Here is a 17,688-nt window from a genome sequence, read left to right as displayed (position 1 = left end):
ATAATGAGATAGGTTAAATTTGACCCCCATAATAACCTTAAAGAACAACCTCAACATAACCCCTGCTAAATACAGAGGCTTTCAAAATGGAACATTGTCATTCACATGGAGAGAAACTCCAGAATCCTGTCAGACAGGCGAAGATCACCGGGAATATGAGCGTGGACGAACTTGTGTGTGCCATCGATGGCTGTGCCTTTGGAGCAGGCAAGCTGGCAGATGCGGTTGACATCTACACCGAGATGCTTGCAAACGGATCCACCAGTTTTTTCGGGCTTGCAGGTGCAATGGTACCTGCGGGAATGCGACAGATAGTAACCGATCTCATCTATGACGGTTACATCGATGTGCTTGTCACCACCGGTGCCAACATGGTACATGAGATAGTGGAATCAATGGGACTGCATCACTACAAGGGATGTGCGGAATGTGATGACGTCGAACTGAAAAACGATGAGATAAACAGGATATACGATGTCTATCTCCCTGAACCTTATTTCGTTGACTTCGAGGAGAAGATCAAGAGCATACTCTCAGATATTGGTCCCGAGACCATCTCCATCAGGGAATTCATGACACACCTCGGTAACAACATCGATGACAGGGACTCCATCCTCAGGGCTGCAGCCGACATGAACGTTCCAGTATACTGTCCTGCAATACAGGACTCCATGATAGGACTTCAGGCATGGCTCTACAAGCAGACCAACAAACTCAACGTCGATGTCTTTGCGGACATGAAAGAGATAATCGACATCTGCTACGAGGCAAAGAACCCCGGGGCAGTACTTATCGGCGGCGGTGTCCCAAAGAACTACATATTCCAGTCCATGTTGATCACACACCAGGAATTCGAGTACGCCATCCAGCTCACAATGGACACCCCGGAAACCGGAGGCTTAAGCGGTGCGACACTTGACGAGGCACGCTCATGGGGAAAGGTCAGCGAGACAGCACGCTCCGTAACAGTCCACTCCGATGCCACCATCACACTTCCGATAATGGTCGCAGCAGCAAGGAGCCGGCTGGCAAAGAAAGCCTGAGGAAAGTATCTGCTTAAAATCAAATCTGGAAGATAATTATGGAAAAGAACACAAGGCTCATACTCGCACTTGATGTACTTGACAGCGATGAAGCCATCAGAATATCAGAAGCTGTTACAGGTCACGTCGATGCCATAAAGGTTGGTTACCCCCTCGTACTTGCCAGCGGACTTCAGATCATAGGAAAGCTTGCAGAGTATGCATCCATAATAGCTGACTTCAAGGTGGCCGATATCCCTAACACGAACCGACTTATATGTGAGCAGGTATTCGATGCCGGAGCAGATGCGGTAATAGTACAAGGATTTACCGGACACGACAGCCTGGAGATATGCGTGGACCTTGCACGTGAGAGAAACAAGGACATCTTCGTGGTCACAGAAATGAGCCACCCAGGTGCGCTTGATCTAATGCAGGATGCAGGTGAGAAAATAGCACGAATGGCTGCAGACCAGAAAGCATCCGGTGTCGTGGCTCCTGCTACCCGTCCTGAAAGGGTTAAAGAGATCAGAAAGATAATAGGCAACGAACTTGCCATAATATCACCAGGGGTCGGTGCCCAGGGGGGCAGTGCTGCTGATACTATAATGGCAGGTACTGACTGGGTGATCGTCGGGAGAAAAATCTATCAGTCAGATGACCCTGCAAAAGCTGCAAAGGATATTGTTAGTGAAATTAAGGATGTACTCTAAAAGACTGAAGCTTTAAGATTAAACTAAGAAAAATGTGCCTGTGATGATAAAACCCTGCTGATTCGTGATGAACCCTATGAGTTCTGAGGCACATTCATATTACCTATAGCTTTTCTATACAACCTATAAAGACTATTTTTGATTCTTTGAGATATTCTTGCCTATGCACAAATAGATGGATGGAAAAATCCCACCATCTGAATTATTTACAATACTTAGATGTATTCCATTTTGTACACTTTGAATTTTTTATGCAAATATTAAATCAATACTAAAAATATGAAGTCCTGCAAACTTATAATTGTTTTAATCTTATACCGGGCAATACATGTAAAATAATTGTTATATGTAATATTGCTTCTTAAACCATATATTAAATAAAAATCCTATAAACATTAATACAATAGTTTTTGCATTTAAATAAATGCTTTTGGTATTTATATAAATAAATCATGGAGTGGTGGTAAATGAGGATTGGACAGTTTACGATTTGTTCTTTGGGAATAGTATTGCTAATAATGAGTATAGGAACTGCAGCAGCAGCAACAATAACAGTTGATGATGACGGTGGGGCAGACTATATTTCAATACAGACTGCCGTAAATAATTCAACTGATGGAGATACAATTCTTGTGTATCCGGGAACTTACAATGAGAATGTGGATGTCTACAAGCAGTTAAACATCACGTCAACAGGTGGTGCTTCGGTAACAAACGTGGTGGCTGCATCGGAAGGTGACCATGTATTCGACATCACTGCAGATGGAGTGTCAATAAATGGTTTCAGTGTAAGTGGCGCAGGATATTACAAAGCAGGTATCTATCTGCAATCTTGCAGCAACAACATACTTAAAAACAACAACGTGGAAAACAATTACTACGGCATCTATCTTCATTATTCCAGCAAAAATACGCTGACAAGCAACACAGCGGCAAATAATGATGACAAAGGTATCTGGTTACATCATTCCGACAACAATGTGTTGACAGACAACATAGCAGTAAACAATAATGATATCGGTATCTTTTTGAGTTCTTCCGACAACAATATGCTGGCAAACAATAACGTAGAAAACAATGCCATGGAAAGCATACGTCTTTTCTCCTCCAGCAACAACAAGCTGATAAATAATACAGCAGAAGACAATAACTGCGGCATTTCCCTGAGTTCTTCCGACAACAATGTGTTGACAGACAACACAGCAGCAAGCAGTAATGGCTATGGAGTCGAGCTGTATCATTCCAGCAACAACACACTGACAGACAACAACGTAGAAAACAATGTTCGCACGGGCATATATCTGTCTTCTTCCAGTAACAATAAGATATACAACAATTTCTTCAACAATCCGGACAATGCTGAGTTAGACGGGATCAACACCGGCAATATCTGGAACAGCACAAAGGCCGCAGGAACTAATATCGCAGGTGGCCCTAACCTGGGAGGTAACTACTGGGCAAAACCAGATGGTACAGGTTTCAGCCAGACACACATTGCTTCTGATGGGGATGGGATTTGCGATGTAAGTTATGTTCTGGACGGGGATAATACAGACTATCTACCATTGACGAATATCACAACTTCAGACAATCAGAGCACTGGAAATGTGATCACCGTAGATGATAGTGGTAGTGCAAACTATACCTCGATTCAGGCAGCGATAAATGCCGCCAGTCCGGGTAATACCATCCTTGTGTACCCAGGGACCTATACAGAGAACGTTGATGTGAATAAAGAGGTAATAATAAAATCTTATTCTGGTAACCCAGACAATACTATTGTTAAAGCTGCATCTTCAAATGATCATGTGTTCTATCTAAATGCAGATAATGTGACCATTAGTGGTTTAACTATAAAAGATGCTGATGCAGACGGTATTCGTGCTGGGGAGTTCCGAGGTTCTTCAGGTACAAGCAATAATAACACTCTGATCAATAATATTATAACAGGAAACGATTTTGGCATCAGTCTGAGTTATTCCAGTGGCAACGTTCTGGATAATAATAGTATATCAGGGAATAATATTAGCATATATATGGGTTTATACAGTGGCAATAATATTCTGAACAATAATAGAGTGTCTGACGGTATCTATCTGGAGATGTCCAGAAACAATATCCTGAGCAATAATAGGGTGACTGCCGACGACTACAGCTACGCTGGCATTCTACTGGAATTCGATAGCACCAACAATACTTTGCGTAATAATACGATTCTGGACAATAATCATGGTATCGTGCTGGAGAATGCTGCCTACAACAAGCTGGACAATAACACAATACTTAACAGTTCCGTGCATGGGATAATGTTAGATGGAGCTTACAAAAATAAATTTAATAATAATACGATAGCTAACAGTTCCAGCTTTGGTATTACGATATATCAGTCCGTTTACAATATGCTTGAAAACAACACTGTTTTAAGTAACGGAATCGGCATTTACCTCAATTTAGATAGCAACAATAATACCCTGACGAACAACATAGTGTCGGATAATGGGGATGGCATCAGTCTGAATTTCCATAGTGATAACAATGAATTGACTGGCAACACAATATCAAATAATAATCGTGGGATATATGTGGCAGATTCTGTTAACAATATGATTTTCAATAATTTCTTCAACAACTCTATCAATAAGGAATTCGGAACTGATTATGACATGGAATCTGATAATATCTGGAACACCACACAAACCGCACGCACAAATATCATGGGCGGTCCATACCTTGGAGGAAACTACTGGGCAACTCCCAAAGGTACAGGTTTCAGCCAGACCTGCACTGATTCTGACGGTGATGGCATTTGTGATTCGGCCTATGTTCTGGATGGAAACAATACAGACTATCTACCATTGACAGAGATCACAGCTCCTGAAAAGAAGATCAGTTCTTCGGGAGGAGGAGATGGCTTTGGTGAAGCAACAATAAGAGAACCGGAAAATGCAATTGATAATGCAACTATGTCGGCTCAGGATGATAGCAAGCTTTTGAGCGTGGAAAGCATAGAATATTCCGAGGAAGGAGAAGTTGAAACAATAGATGAAGCAACCGAGGAAGGCTCCGGAACAATTCCGGGATTCAGCGTTCTGCCGGCAATCGGTGTACTGCTGATAGCATACATAATTCACAGAAAGAAGGATCACTGATCGATCCTTCTACTTACTTTTTTATTCTGGTCGAGTTTAATGCAATGATGTCCTGCTTTCCGAAATTCAATTTTCAATTGAACGTATCTGTTCCATCACTTCCGGATTTCGAGGTTCATTTTCACAATATCTGCAAACACACCGTATTCCTGTGAATTCTCCACCGACTTCTGCATGTCTTCCAGGGACTTTTTCAGGGTCTGGATATAGACAGACTGCTGCTCGAGTTTGGTGCTCATCTTCTTGATATCCAAATGCTGGCGGTGAATCGTTACCTGTGTTCCGATGTCCTTTCTCGTAGTTTCCAGAAGCTCCTCCAGTTCCTTGCGTTGGGTTTCCAGTTCACTGGATGTGCTTTCAAGTTCCTTTTCAAGACGCTCGTTATTCTCACGCTTTGATTTGATGCTTTCAAGCTCGGATTCGAGTTCTGTTCTCTGAACATCAACCTCTTTCTGGTGAGCAAGAAGGCTTTCCTTTTCGATCTCAAGTTCCTTTTTGTGGCTGTCGATCTCTGACTGCTTCTCTTTGAGAGCATCTTCGGATTCGGAAAGGGATAGCTTTAGTTTTTCCAGCTCAGAGCGCTTCTCTTCATGAACCTTCAGTTCGGACTCATAATTTGAGACCGCTTCATTGAGTTTTTCTTTATTCTCAGTATGTACCCTGAGCTTCTCTTCGTAGCTCAGACGATCGGTCTCGTAATTTGCGATATTTTCCTCAAACTCACGGACCTTTCCTGCCAGCTCCTCGGATAGGGAATTTATTCTGCAAACTTCGGATTTCAGCAGCTTTCCGGATTCGAATGCAGCAAGCTTTCTCCTGACAAGATCGTATTCCTGTTTTTCCTGTACGCTTTTAAGTTCCCTGAGTTCACTCTGCTTCTGTTTGAATAGGGAATACTCCGCATTGTATCTTGATATGATATCCGTAAACATGCGTTCGTTCTCGCTATGCTTTTTGGCTTTTTCCTCATATCCACTGATAGCGTCCTCCAGCTCGTTTGCCCTTGGTTTGAGTTTGGAGAACTCGTTCTCGATCTGTGCCTTGATCTCCTCGACACCTGAGTTCTTTGCCATTAGCAAAGCTTCCTCGTTATCAAGTTCCTCTCTTAGTGTTCTCAGGTCGGCACGTTTGCGGTTCAGGTCCTTTAGTTCAGAAAAGTACCTTGACCTGACGATCTCTACGGCCCCGGAAAAGTTCAGACCTTCAATATCAAGTGTAATATCTTCTCCGGAGGATAGTTGTTCCTCCAGAAGTCTTGTTTTCTCATCAAGTTCGCCTTTCTTTTCCAGATAGGCCTGCATCTCTTCTTCATAAACGGATTGCTGGCTATGGAGTTGTGACCTGTTATCCTCAAGTGCTGAAAGCTGTTTTTCATAGTCAGTTCTTAACTCTTTCAATTCACTGAACTTTGCCTCGAGTTCTGATTTCTCTTTTTCAAAGGCCGAGCGTTTCTCATTCAGGTCATTTATTTCTACATCAGGAATCCGGTCCTCAACTTTGGAAGCTGCGGACTTGAGCAGAGCACATTTGCGGTTCAGGTCCTTTTCTCTTTTAGTCACTTCTTCCATCTGCTTTTTCAGAAGATCCTGTTTTTGGCGATACTCTTCCATTTCAGATTCGTACCTTGTCTTTACTTCCGCAAGGACGGTCTCTTTTTCCCTGTACTGTCTTATTTCAGCTTCATATTTTTCCTTGATATTTTCAAGATCGTATTCCAATTCTTTAACCCTGGGATTTTGCCTGTATGAACCGTTTTTAGCCTGTTCGGGGGAGTATGTAGCCCCATTTGCATCTCCTTCCTCGCCATTACCCTTGACAGGTTTCCGGTAGATATTGGGTGTGAAATCCTTCCGATTCTTATTTGCCTTATTTTCATTTTTTGACCAGGTTAATGAACTCATAACACCACATCCAGATCTCTAGATCAAACATTCATCTGCGCCCAGAATTCCCGGGGCATCCTCTCAGTTAGCTTCCTGGCACCTTCAGCCACAACGAAGTCCGGATCTTCAAATAAAGAGACCTTTCCTCCACCCAGCTCTTTCAGCTCGCCCTCAATAAAATTATCAATATTCTTTATCTTGCTGCAACCACCGCATACATAGATATTGTTCCTGACCAGTTCCCTCATATCAGGCTGAATATCGGATATCATTTTGGTCAGACCTGAAACAACATCAGGTATAACTGACTCACATGCAAATCTTAGCTCTTCTGTTATGGAGACATCCCTGGAAGAGTCCTCCAGCGGAAGTTCCACCTTACATTTAACATAGGAAAATCCCACATAGCCATGATCTTCCTTCCATTGCCTTGCAAGTTGCTTCGTAAGCTTTGAATCTTCATGTTTTTCTTTTATGAGGTTGATCAGTTCCTGGTCTATATTGTCCCCTGCAAAGGATATTTTCATATGGTCCTCATCCCCTGGGACATTACCGTTAACATGGCAGATATCCAGTTTACTCGCACCCATGTCCACAATAAGGGAATTTTCCAGAAGGCCGTTTCCATAGGCTACGCAGAAACTCTCATCGGCCACCATTGCACCGGTGAAGAGCCCCTCTGCCATTTCAAGGACGGCCTGCTTGTAAGCAGTATCAGCACCTGCGGGAACACCTATTATTGCATAACTTTCCCCGGAATCAAGCTTAATTCCCGCGCTTTTGAAACTTTGTTCCAGAATATATCTCAAAGGTCCGGGATCACTGCTGTTTCCCTGGATCATTTCCCTTACAGGTTCTTTTACAGGGAGGTCTGTTTGTTCAAGGGCAGCTTTTCCGAAAAGCACTTTCACATTTTCCGGGTCCTTCGGAAACTCTTCTCCTTCATAGGCAACAGCACAGTTCTCTACGATCTTTGTCCCCTCGCTTGTGCATACCGCTATGGTATAGGTACCGATATCAATACCGAGATAAAGTGTTTCCTGGCCATCTACAGGCTCGTTTACTTCATTTTCTGTTTGTTTCCCGTTCTGGATCTGTTCAGAATCTTCCAATTTAATACCCCGAGTCTTTGTCTGACCTCAAACAAGGAAAAATTGGAGTAAATCAGTATTTATGCATTATGAACATGAAACCGGGGCCTATGGCTATAATTTAATCGTGTATATACGAACAAATATACAAAAACAGACGTTACTGAGCTATCCAGCATATTCCAAAACATGTACAAAAAAATCACTGATTGGGAGCTTTTAGTTCAAACATACTTTTCCTTATGTTTGTGATATAGTACGTGTATAATACCGTCTGCCAGACCAAGACGTGGGACATGCATTTTATCGATCTTACCCCATTTCATGACCGAGAAGTAGATCTTGGAAGCCGGGATAATGACATCGGCTCTGTCAGGACGAAGACCAAGCTTTGTTATGCGTTGTTCAAGTGAGTATCCTTTCAGGAACTTATACACTTTATTCAGTTTCTTAAAAGAAATAGGCTTGCCCTCTTTTGTATTTGACATGGCGAATACTTTATTTATATTTCCGCCACTGCCTATTGCTGAAACTGGCTTATATTCCTCTGTTACAGATTTTACCCATTTTTTCATATCTTTCCATTCGTCTTTTGACACGAAGCCTTCAAGCATCCGAATTGCCCCGATATTGAAAGATCTGTAGGCAAGTACTTTTTTCCTGTTGAATACAATGATCTCAGTGCTTCCACCTCCCACATCTACATGCAGGTAGGAAGAAGAATCACCATCCGCGATGATCTTTTCGATACGGTTGGAATAGATTATCTTCGCTTCTTTCCTGCCGCTTATCACATTGAGATCGATACCACTTTTATCTTTTATCTTTTTGACTACCTTATCACTGTTTTCCGCTTCCCTCATGGCAGATGTGGCACATGCCATATAATCCATGGGTTCATAGGCATCCATCAGGTATCTGAAAGCGATCATAGTCTTAACAAGCTTTCTTATCTTTTCATCGGAAATGTTCCCATGAACAAAAGCATCATCTCCCAGGCGTATAGGCATGCGGAACTGGGATATTTTTTCATAGACGGGTTCAACACCTTCGGTATCAACTTTTGAGAGAAGCAGGCGAACAGCATTGGAACCCACATCTATTGCAGCAAATTTCATTAAGTGTCTCCAGTAGCTAATTCTTTTTCAAGGTAATCATAGATGTCTTCCTGGGCACGGAAAGAACCGTCACCATCTCTTTTGTAATGATTGTCCTGATGCTCATTGATTATCCTTGCCTTTGTATTATCAAGAAATTGCAGCTCCATGTATTCTTTCAGTTCCTTTTGTATCGATCTGTCATAAATAGGGGTGGCAACCTCCACACGCCTGTCCAGATTCCTTACCATCCAGTCGGCAGAGGAAATGTAATACTTTTCGTCGCCATCATTACAGAAAATGAAAATGCGTGAATGCTCAAGGTACTTGTCAACTATACTGATTACCTCTATATTCTCACTCTGATCCTTAACACCTGGCACTAGAGAGCATATACCTCTTACGATGAGCTTGATTCTGACACCTGCATTACTGGCATCATAGAGTTTGTTTATCATTCTGCTATCCACAAGACTGTTCATCTTCGCATGGATATAAGCCGGCTTTCCTGCCTTCGTATTCTCTATTTCATTCTCAATATATTGCTCGAATACATTGCGCATCTGAAGGGGAGATACGATCAAATGCTTATAATCATAGACTTTGTAGTTGTGGGCAAAGAAATCAAAGATCTTGTCCACTTCAAATGTCAGGTCCGGGTCTTTTGTCATAATCATATGATCACAATATAGCCTGGCAGTGGATTCATTGAAATTACCGGTTCCGATGCAGGAATAATGAACGAGCTCATTACCTTCGTTTCTTGTTATATGGCAGAGTTTTGAATGCACCTTCAATCCAGGAACTCCATCTATTATCCTTGCACCTGCCTGCTCAAGTTTCTGGGTCCAGTAAATATTGGATTCTTCATCGAAACGCGCCTGAAGTTCAATAACGACTGTGACCTTCTTCCCGTTCTTTATTGCATTTATAAGTGCATTGATTACGTTGGAGTTGCGTGCAACCCTGTAGAGAGTGACCTTTATGCTTGAGACATTCGGATCAATTGCCGCTTCCCTAAGTAGATCGATAAAGTGATCGAAGGACTGGTAGGGATAGTGAAGCAGGATATCCCCGCTTCTTATGGCAGCAAAAATACTCTTATGGCTCACAAGGTCTTTATGAGGCAGAGAAGGCTTCTTTTCGTAATAGAAGGAAGAAGGGCCGATCTTAGGGAAATTCATGAAATCCTTTGCGTTGTGATATTTTCCACCCGGAACAAGATTCTCAAATTTCTGAATACCCAGCCTCTTAAGTATGAAATCCAGAAGATAATAAGGCATATTCCTGTCATAAACAAAACGAACTGGCTGACCCCTCTTTCTTTCTTCAAGGCTTTCCGATACCTTCTCGAAGAAACTTTTCGTGACATCATCATCAATATCCAGTTCAGCATCCCTTGTCAGTTTGATCGTATATGCCTCAATAAAATCATATTCAAATGTCGAGAAAATATCCTTTAGGCCAAAACGGATTATATCGTCAAGCATTATCACACATTTCTTATCACCGGACTCAGGTAACATGATAAAACGTGGTAGCACATCGGCAGGAACCTCTATAAGAGCGAATTTTGAAGCATTTGGGTCCCATCTTTTTCTGACGTCGATAACAAGATAGATCACCTGGTTCTTAAGGTACGGGAAATCCGGGATATCTTTCAGCATAACAGGAATCAGACGTGGTCTTACCTTTTCCTGGAAATACTGTTCAATAAAAGAGCTCTGGTCTTCATTAAGTTCAGTTTCATCAACAATTATAATATCATTCTCTTCCATTTCCCGGGTCAGCTCAGCAAACACCCCGTCAAAATCATCACGTAATCGCAGTACCTTATGGTGTACTTCCTTCATTATATTTTTAGGAGATGCGCTTACCATGGCATTTGACTTCACCCCTGCGTCTATCATACGTTGCAGGGTTCCGACCCTTACACTGAAGAACTCGTCCAGATTCGAAGAAAATATCCCCAGAAACTTCAAACGTTCAAGTAAAGGGACCGAAGGGTCCTTTGCTTCCTGGAGTACTCTTTCATTAAATGAAAGCCAGCTGATCTCTCTGTTTATATAATCATTTACTTCGCCAGACATGGTATCCATTTTAAGTGATCTTAGGAATAGAACGATGCTTTCGTATTTTGGTAAAAGGACGGTAAACCTATTATATAAAATTTCATACAGGTCCATATATAGTCATATATAAAGCAATATAGTCATACTGTCGATACGTATTTGAATGGATTCATTCTTCAGGATGTGTAAATACCCGATATTGCCTTTGAGAACCTCAAGCTGAAATCAGGTTCAATGACATTCGCCCACGCTTGGGGGAAGGCATCAAGCAGATCCTGAAGTTCCTTTTTCCTGTATTCGATATAGGCATCAACACCAGGATAATCCTGCAGGCTACCGCTTTCAGATGATTTATTATTACCATCTTCACCCCATTTACCGGATTTCTCGAAGTTTTCCAGAAGCTCAAGTGCCACAACGGCATCATGCATATCTCCAAGATTATCCTGGAGCGCCTTCAAATCCTTTATTACACTTTTTGATTCCGAATCAAGTACCTCCCTGAAGAACTCAAGGGTGTAACGCAGTATCTTCACATCTATTCTAAGTTCATGGTACTGATCAAAAGAAGGAGTATGCTCTGTTTCGGGAGAGACAAGCACATCGTATGCCCTCACGGTTGCAAACTGTTCATATAAAAGCACCGGAAGTACGTCTTTTACTCTTGTAGGGACAGGTTCGCCTTTCTTAAAGGATTTCATTTTCCAGGATTTTTTGTGAAGGAGATGATCGGTAAAATTATTTTTGAATTTGTTAAATTTGGAATCATCAAGATAGACAAGCATCTTTCCCCGGTTCTTCGCCCTTTCTATCAAGATAGAGTCTGTGAGAGGGTCCATTTCCGCCCTTCTTTCAGGAGGGTGGTCTTCAAGGAACTCGTCGATCTTTTCAAGGAATACATCCAGATCACGCACTTTACCAAGCACCTTTCTAGTGGATTTTATGTTTTTGTAATGATCGGACATCTCCTTCATATCAAGGTAGTCTTCAAGAACTTCGATGGCAGAACGCATGCGCATGGCAGCAACCCTCATATCATGAAGTTCCTCGGTATCTTTTCCGACCTTGGTACCTCTTTCGTGCTCGACCATTTTACCGAAATGGTACATCAGGAGTTTGCGTGAGGCTTCACGCATCGTATCATCGGCTTTTACATTGGTCTTCTTCATGAAAATGAAATCAGAAAACGGAACCGAGGCTTTAGTTCCATTTGCTGTAGAGACGGAGTCCACATCTTTTTCAGACCCCTGCTGATCGGCCTTTTCAGCGACCTGATCATCTATAACTGCATCCTCTTCAGCTTTCACACTATAGTTAAAGGCCCGGGTCTCATCCGGCAGATCTGCATTATCAAAAATATCATCTCTGGTTTCAGTGACCTCATTAAGACCATGCCCGACGGTTACAAAGGTCTCGTCGTCTTTATCAGACACGGAATATTCAGATTTATCCGGATGTCCGGGCAAAAGATTGGTCAGAAGTATACCTGCAAATGTTCTCATAACGGAACCATCCCTGATATTGTTATCATTATATTCATTCTCCGACACGTTTATGTTTTTTGCAAGAGCCGACCTGTCTTCCATAAAGCTTCCCTGGTAAAGATAATAAACAGCATGATAATTGACAAACAAATTGATCATCAACAGGAATATCCCCAGAGAATAAGGTACTACTGCATATGCGAGCTCCGGATAGAACCAGCTTTCAGGATATAATACGGAAAATAGCAAAAGACCGCCCATGGAAAGAAAAACACCTGCAAGGAAGGATCTGCTACTAAAAGGAGTATTCTTTAGCACACTCAGGTTGATTCCCGCCATGGTCAGCATAAGCCCGAGTCCTGTAAGGATACATGAGGTCATGATCACCTGAGGTTCGGAATATCTTGATACCTCCGCAACCATAACAAAAAGTATTCCTGTCATTGAAAAAACAAGACCAGCGAAAAAAGAAAACACTGCTAAAGCAGTTTGTCCGGATCGTTCTGGAGATGACACTGTAACACCTGGATAATCGAATAGACCGGGTTTGCTTTAATATTATAATTTCAAATGTTTCATTTCCTTGATGGTCTTTCTGATTATCCGGTCCTGCATCTTTAGCTGGCGCATCCTGTTCTTTACCATACGCTTTCTGGACTTTTTGTTTTTGGATTTTTCAAGTCCCTTTTTCAGTGACTTGATATTAGATTCCACTTCAAGTTCCACAATTTCCTTGTTCTTGAGGATAGCTTTGACCGGACATATCTTGATACATTTGCCACAATTGATACAAATATCATTATCGATCAATGCCTTTCCCTTATTCATGGAAATCGCATCAACAGGGCATTTTTTAACACACTTTTTGCATGAAACACATTTCTTTTTAATTACCAGGGGCACAGTATCAACTCGACATAGTGTATTTATATAGACATTCATAATTAAACAATAAAAGCATTTCTTAAGGAATTGTATATAGTGAACAATAAAATAAATAGAACATATAAAAAGACGCTAATATCAATAGGTATTGAATAGATTAAAAAACTTATTTCCATAGATAAATTATCGTATTAGCTAAAAATAGTAGTGATTAAATGCTTGATAAGGTGGACCTGTCAAAAAGTATAGAAAAGGACGAATATGAAGACCTGATCGATGAGTTCACCATACGGCTTGGTGAACTACAGAGAAAGGCCTGGAAGCTGGGAATACCCGTAATTGTCGTTTTTGAAGGATGGCATGCATCCGGTATGGCAGAGATAATAAACCGATTTCTTATGCCTCTCAATCCCATGGGATTCGAACTCCATACCACAGGAAAACCATGCGCACAGGAATTGAGAAAACCCCTGATATGGAGATTCTGGACAAAGATCCCTGCAAGGGGTGAGATTGCCATCTTTGACAGAAGCTGGTACCGCAGAGCACTCCTTGAACATTTCATACATGACATACCCGAAAAAGAGATCACAAATTGTCTCAAAGGAATAACATATTTTGAAAAGCAACTTGCAGATGACGGTTACCTTATATTCAAGTTTTTCCTGCACATCAGCAAAGAAGTACAGCAAAAAAGATTTGAATATATAAATGGCAAAGGCATTCCACTTTTCATTTCCGAAGAAGAGGAACAGGACTATATCAAAGAATACGACAGGCTAATGCCTTTGACCGAAAAAATGCTTGAAAGGACAGACACATCCCATGCTCCGTGGAATATAACAGAGGCAAATGATCTCAATTTTGCAACTGTCAGGATCATGGCTACATTTATACAGGCTCTGGAGAACAGAATCGCAAAGGTGGAAGAAAAACACAAAGAGTCGGAAAATGAGAGAGACCATACATACATCAATAAATCCCTTAAGCCTTCTATACTGGAAACAGTCGATCTTAGCAGGAAACTTTCAGGCCATGAATATAAGAAAATGAAGGAGGAATATCAGGAAAGGCTCTGGAGCCTGCAATACAGGCTTTTCATGCAGAAGAGGCCTCTGGTACTGGTCTTTGAAGGCTGGGATGCATCCGGTAAAGGCGGAGGCATAAAACGGCTGGTACAGGTGATGAACCCGAGACTCTACAGGGTGATACCCATCGGAGTTCCTTCTGACGTAGAGCTTTCACATCACTATATGTGGAGATTCTATAATGAAATACCTGAAGCAGGCCATATGGCGATCTTTGACAGGAGCTGGTATGGACGGGTACTGGTGGAAAGGGTTGAGAATCTCTGCACCGACAGGGAATGGAAACGCGCCTACAGGGAAATAAACGAATTCGAAGAGATACTTTCCAATTACGGAACTATTGTATTGAAGTTCTGGATTCATATAGACCCGGAAGAGCAGCTCCAGAGGTTCAAAAAAAGAGAAAAAATACCTCATAAAAGATGGAAGATCACTGAAGATGACTGGAAGAACAGGGAAAAGTGGGACCTGTACGAAGAAGCAGCAAATGAGATGCTACAAAAGACCAGTACCACCTATGCACCCTGGACCATTGTTGAAGGTAATAATAAGAAATATGCAAGGGTAAAGGTACTCAGGACGGTTGTGGAAAAACTGGAACAGGAACTCGAATGAAATTGAAAAAATTCATGCAACCGGCCTGAATTTAACTGCCCTGTCAAGTACAAGACCCCACAGATCGCTCTTTTTCTCTGCTCTGCGGGCATCTATCTCTGATCCCGGCCCTTTTATTTCAATGATCACATCTTTATTCCTGGTCTCTATATTACTGATAACACTATCCATGCGGCTGTAATCCATCCCGTCGGCAATCCTGAGGATCGCTGCCATCCTCAGAATGTCATCCCTCATTTTTTGAGGTAATGCAGAGAACTTCTTTTTAACAAACAGTTTTGCCAGTTTGTCCTCGTGAATTTTCTTTTTATGGAGAAAAGTTGTCCACGGAAGTATCAGGTATAATGGAAATGGTATCTCTGCAGGGGACTGTCTCAGCAGTATATCCCTGCCTGCCTTATGATGCCCCTTCACATCGGTCGTTACTCCTACATCATGGACAAGTGCAGCCATTATCATTGTGTCTCTGAGGTCCGGGTCCAGACGGTGCACGGATATCAGCTCGTCAAAGAGTGCAAGGGAGTTTTCAGTAACCTTTCGTGCATGATTCCTTTCAACATCATAGTCATTCAATAATTCAGTAAAAGTTATTGGATCGATCTTTTTCCTGGAGGGAACTTTGCCGTAATCAAGTTTTCCTGCAGTCCGGGAAATATTCTCACGCCAGAGCTCAAGTCCGTTGTCAAACTTTGAGCTGCTGCCCGGCATCAATCCAAAATCCCCGACCATCACCTCTGCAAGGGACTGGAGCTCATCTTCGCTACCTTCCTGTAGTTCCACCTCAACTTCAAGGTAGGCTTTTTCATTCCCCTTACATTTAATAACAACATCATCAAGACTTAGCTCGGCAACATTTCTGGAATCATCCATAAGGTCACAACTTGTCCTTTCGTGTATAACCTCAAATAAAGAGAATAATTTGCCAGAGCCTATCACATTTAAAACAAAACTCTTAAGCCTTCCCTCATCGAGTTCGGAGACTTCACATTTTTCCGGAACTACAACTTCTATCTCTTCACGCTTCCGGATAACAGAATCTGTCTTTTCAAGCGATTTTAGAGTATAGGTGATCTTCCCGGGTTTTTCCCTGCATCTGAAAGAATAGCCTGCTGAATACAAAGCCATATCCAGCGTATCAAAATAAGTGTCTTTGAAATTGCTTTTTATTCTGTTAGCAACAGTAAATGTATCAATGGAATCAATGCTTGAAAGCTTTTCAAAAACAACTTCATCAGACAACAGGAACTTGGCTTCTATCTCCATCATTCGCCTCATTAGAAATACGTTCACAAAGATAAAACCTTTTCCTTATCTGAAACTAAGGACTCTCATCCAGATAATTCGAAGATATTAACAAACTTTCCGGTACAGCTGTGCGTTGGAAACCACCGGTTCGAAATAATCTTCAAGCTCTTCGGGCATTTTCTGGGTCTGCTCCATGGCAAGGTATCCTCCGTCCAGGGCATCATGGAACATCCTGATAACCTCTATCCGTTCACTCTCCTGGAAATGCAGCAGTACGTTCTTACAGAGTATAAGGTTCAGACCCTTACGTATGGGCTGCAGTTCCAGAAGATCGTGTCTTGTGAAATAAACACTCTTTCTGATCTCTTCAGAAAGAACGAAATGTCCAGGCTCATCGGCTGGCGAGAAGTACCTTTCAAAAATATTCTTTGGTATTCTCTGAACCTGTTCCCTGGGATAGACAGCTCTGCTGATGATATCACCAAAGAGATTACTGTTATCAATATCAGTTGCGTGTATCTTCACATTCCTGAAGATCATACCCATGTTCTCACGCAGCACCATTGCAAGTGAATAAGGTTCAGGCCCCATGGCACAGCCCGCATCCCAGATATGGATATACCGGCGGGTCCTGAGTTCAGGGATAACGTAATCCCTAATCATTTCAAGAGTCTGCATATCCCTGAAAAAGTATGTAAAAGCCATATTATATCTCTGAAGATTGTACCAAGAAAATATTACTTAATAATAAAATAAGTAACGTATTATATAAATTAATTGTTTTTGGGTTTCAAAGCATCAAACATATGCTGAAAAAAAGAAAAGTAAAATCCCCTGCCGATCAGGCAAGGGCAGCCACTTCATTCATTTCCTCGATTGTCAGAACTCTGGCAAGATCCAGCAGTATCAGAAGACGTTCATTGATCTTTCCGACACCTTTGATGTAATCCCTGCTGATCTGTGAAAGCACGAGATCAGGTGCTGGTTCCACACTGGATTTGGGGATTCTTAATACCTCATTGACAGAGTCTACGATCATACCCACAACATTGTTCCCGATCTCAACGACGATAACCCTGGAATTATCATCGGCATCCTTCAGGTTGAGATTGAATCTCTTTTCGAGGTTTACAACCACAATTACATTTCCGCGAAGGTTGATCACACCCTCTACAAAATCAGGAGATTGAGGGATCTGAGTTATCTCAGGCATCCTTATGATCTCCTGAACCTTTACAATCTCGACACCGAACTCCTCGCCACCAAGCTGGAAGATCACCAGCTGAAGCAGATCTTCGGTCACATTTGTTCCATCAAATGACAGTTCGTCCATGGATTTTCCTC

Annotated in this window: 13 protein-coding genes; 4 read left to right on the top strand and 9 right to left on the bottom strand. The window is 41.9% G+C overall.

Annotated elements, in window-relative coordinates:
• The first annotated feature begins 86 nt into the window (after window positions 1–86).
• From HWN40_RS03985 to HWN40_RS03975, 3 genes are all read left to right on the top strand, one after another.
• Window positions 87–1,043 carry a deoxyhypusine synthase gene (locus HWN40_RS03985; protein WP_176964540.1) on the top strand — a complete coding sequence of 319 codons (957 nt, stop codon included), beginning with the start codon at window positions 87–89 and terminating at the stop codon, window positions 1,041–1,043.
• 38 nt (window positions 1,044–1,081) lie between these two features.
• A complete protein-coding gene (gene pyrF, locus HWN40_RS03980; RefSeq protein WP_176964539.1) occupies window positions 1,082–1,735 on the top strand; it encodes an orotidine-5'-phosphate decarboxylase in 654 nt (217 codons plus the stop codon).
• 518 nt (window positions 1,736–2,253) lie between these two features.
• The gene (locus HWN40_RS03975; RefSeq protein WP_176964538.1) at window positions 2,254–4,884 is read left to right on the top strand and encodes a right-handed parallel beta-helix repeat-containing protein; all 2,631 of its coding nucleotides are present in this window, start codon (window positions 2,254–2,256) and stop codon (window positions 4,882–4,884) included.
• A gap of 95 nt (window positions 4,885–4,979) precedes the next feature.
• Here the strand turns inward: HWN40_RS03975 and HWN40_RS03970 are convergent, their stop codons facing one another.
• The 6 genes from HWN40_RS03970 to HWN40_RS03945 all read right to left on the bottom strand — a co-directional run bounded on the left by HWN40_RS03970 (window position 4,980) and on the right by HWN40_RS03945 (window position 13,414).
• Complete coding sequence (locus HWN40_RS03970) at window positions 4,980–6,785, bottom strand: coiled-coil domain-containing protein (protein ID WP_176964537.1); 1,806 nt, start codon at window positions 6,783–6,785, stop codon at window positions 4,980–4,982.
• 23 nt (window positions 6,786–6,808) lie between these two features.
• Entirely contained in the window at window positions 6,809–7,879 is a 1,071-nt protein-coding gene (locus HWN40_RS03965; RefSeq protein ID WP_176964536.1) for a rod shape-determining protein, read from the bottom strand.
• 203 nt (window positions 7,880–8,082) lie between these two features.
• A complete protein-coding gene (locus HWN40_RS03960) occupies window positions 8,083–8,976 on the bottom strand; it encodes a Ppx/GppA phosphatase family protein (protein WP_176964535.1) in 894 nt (297 codons plus the stop codon).
• Window positions 8,976–11,045, bottom strand: coding sequence for a polyphosphate kinase 1 (gene ppk1 / locus HWN40_RS03955; RefSeq protein ID WP_176964534.1), 2,070 nt, complete (start codon window positions 11,043–11,045; stop codon window positions 8,976–8,978). Before ppk1 ends, HWN40_RS03960 begins: the two co-directional genes overlap by 1 nt.
• A gap of 158 nt (window positions 11,046–11,203) precedes the next feature.
• A complete protein-coding gene (locus HWN40_RS03950; protein ID WP_425487365.1) occupies window positions 11,204–13,027 on the bottom strand; it encodes a CHAD domain-containing protein in 1,824 nt (607 codons plus the stop codon).
• 42 nt (window positions 13,028–13,069) lie between these two features.
• Window positions 13,070–13,414 carry a DUF362 domain-containing protein gene (locus tag HWN40_RS03945; protein ID WP_176964532.1) on the bottom strand — a complete coding sequence of 115 codons (345 nt, stop codon included), beginning with the start codon at window positions 13,412–13,414 and terminating at the stop codon, window positions 13,070–13,072.
• A 197-nt stretch (window positions 13,415–13,611) separates the two neighbouring features.
• Between HWN40_RS03945 and pap the strand changes: the two genes are divergently transcribed.
• Window positions 13,612–15,099, top strand: a complete 1,488-nt coding sequence (gene pap, locus HWN40_RS03940; RefSeq protein ID WP_176964531.1) for a polyphosphate:AMP phosphotransferase — start codon at window positions 13,612–13,614, stop codon at window positions 15,097–15,099.
• 12 nt (window positions 15,100–15,111) lie between these two features.
• On the opposite strand, the gene HWN40_RS03935 is transcribed toward pap, so the two are convergent.
• The 3 genes from HWN40_RS03935 to HWN40_RS03925 form a co-directional block, all read right to left on the bottom strand.
• Window positions 15,112–16,365: a CYTH domain-containing protein gene (locus HWN40_RS03935; protein WP_176964530.1), complete on the bottom strand. Its 1,254-nt coding sequence runs from the start codon at window positions 16,363–16,365 to the stop codon at window positions 15,112–15,114.
• 84 nt (window positions 16,366–16,449) lie between these two features.
• Entirely contained in the window at window positions 16,450–17,049 is a 600-nt protein-coding gene (locus tag HWN40_RS03930; RefSeq protein ID WP_176964529.1) for a CheR family methyltransferase, read from the bottom strand.
• 136 nt (window positions 17,050–17,185) lie between these two features.
• A complete protein-coding gene (locus HWN40_RS03925; protein ID WP_176964528.1) occupies window positions 17,186–17,677 on the bottom strand; it encodes a chemotaxis protein CheW in 492 nt (163 codons plus the stop codon).
• Window positions 17,678–17,688 lie beyond the last annotated feature (11 nt).

Origin of the sequence: Methanolobus zinderi (assembly GCF_013388255.1) — an archaeon.
GTDB classification, from domain to species: Archaea; Halobacteriota; Methanosarcinia; order Methanosarcinales; family Methanosarcinaceae; genus Methanolobus; species Methanolobus zinderi.
This window is presented reverse-complemented; position numbering and strand designations above follow the sequence as displayed.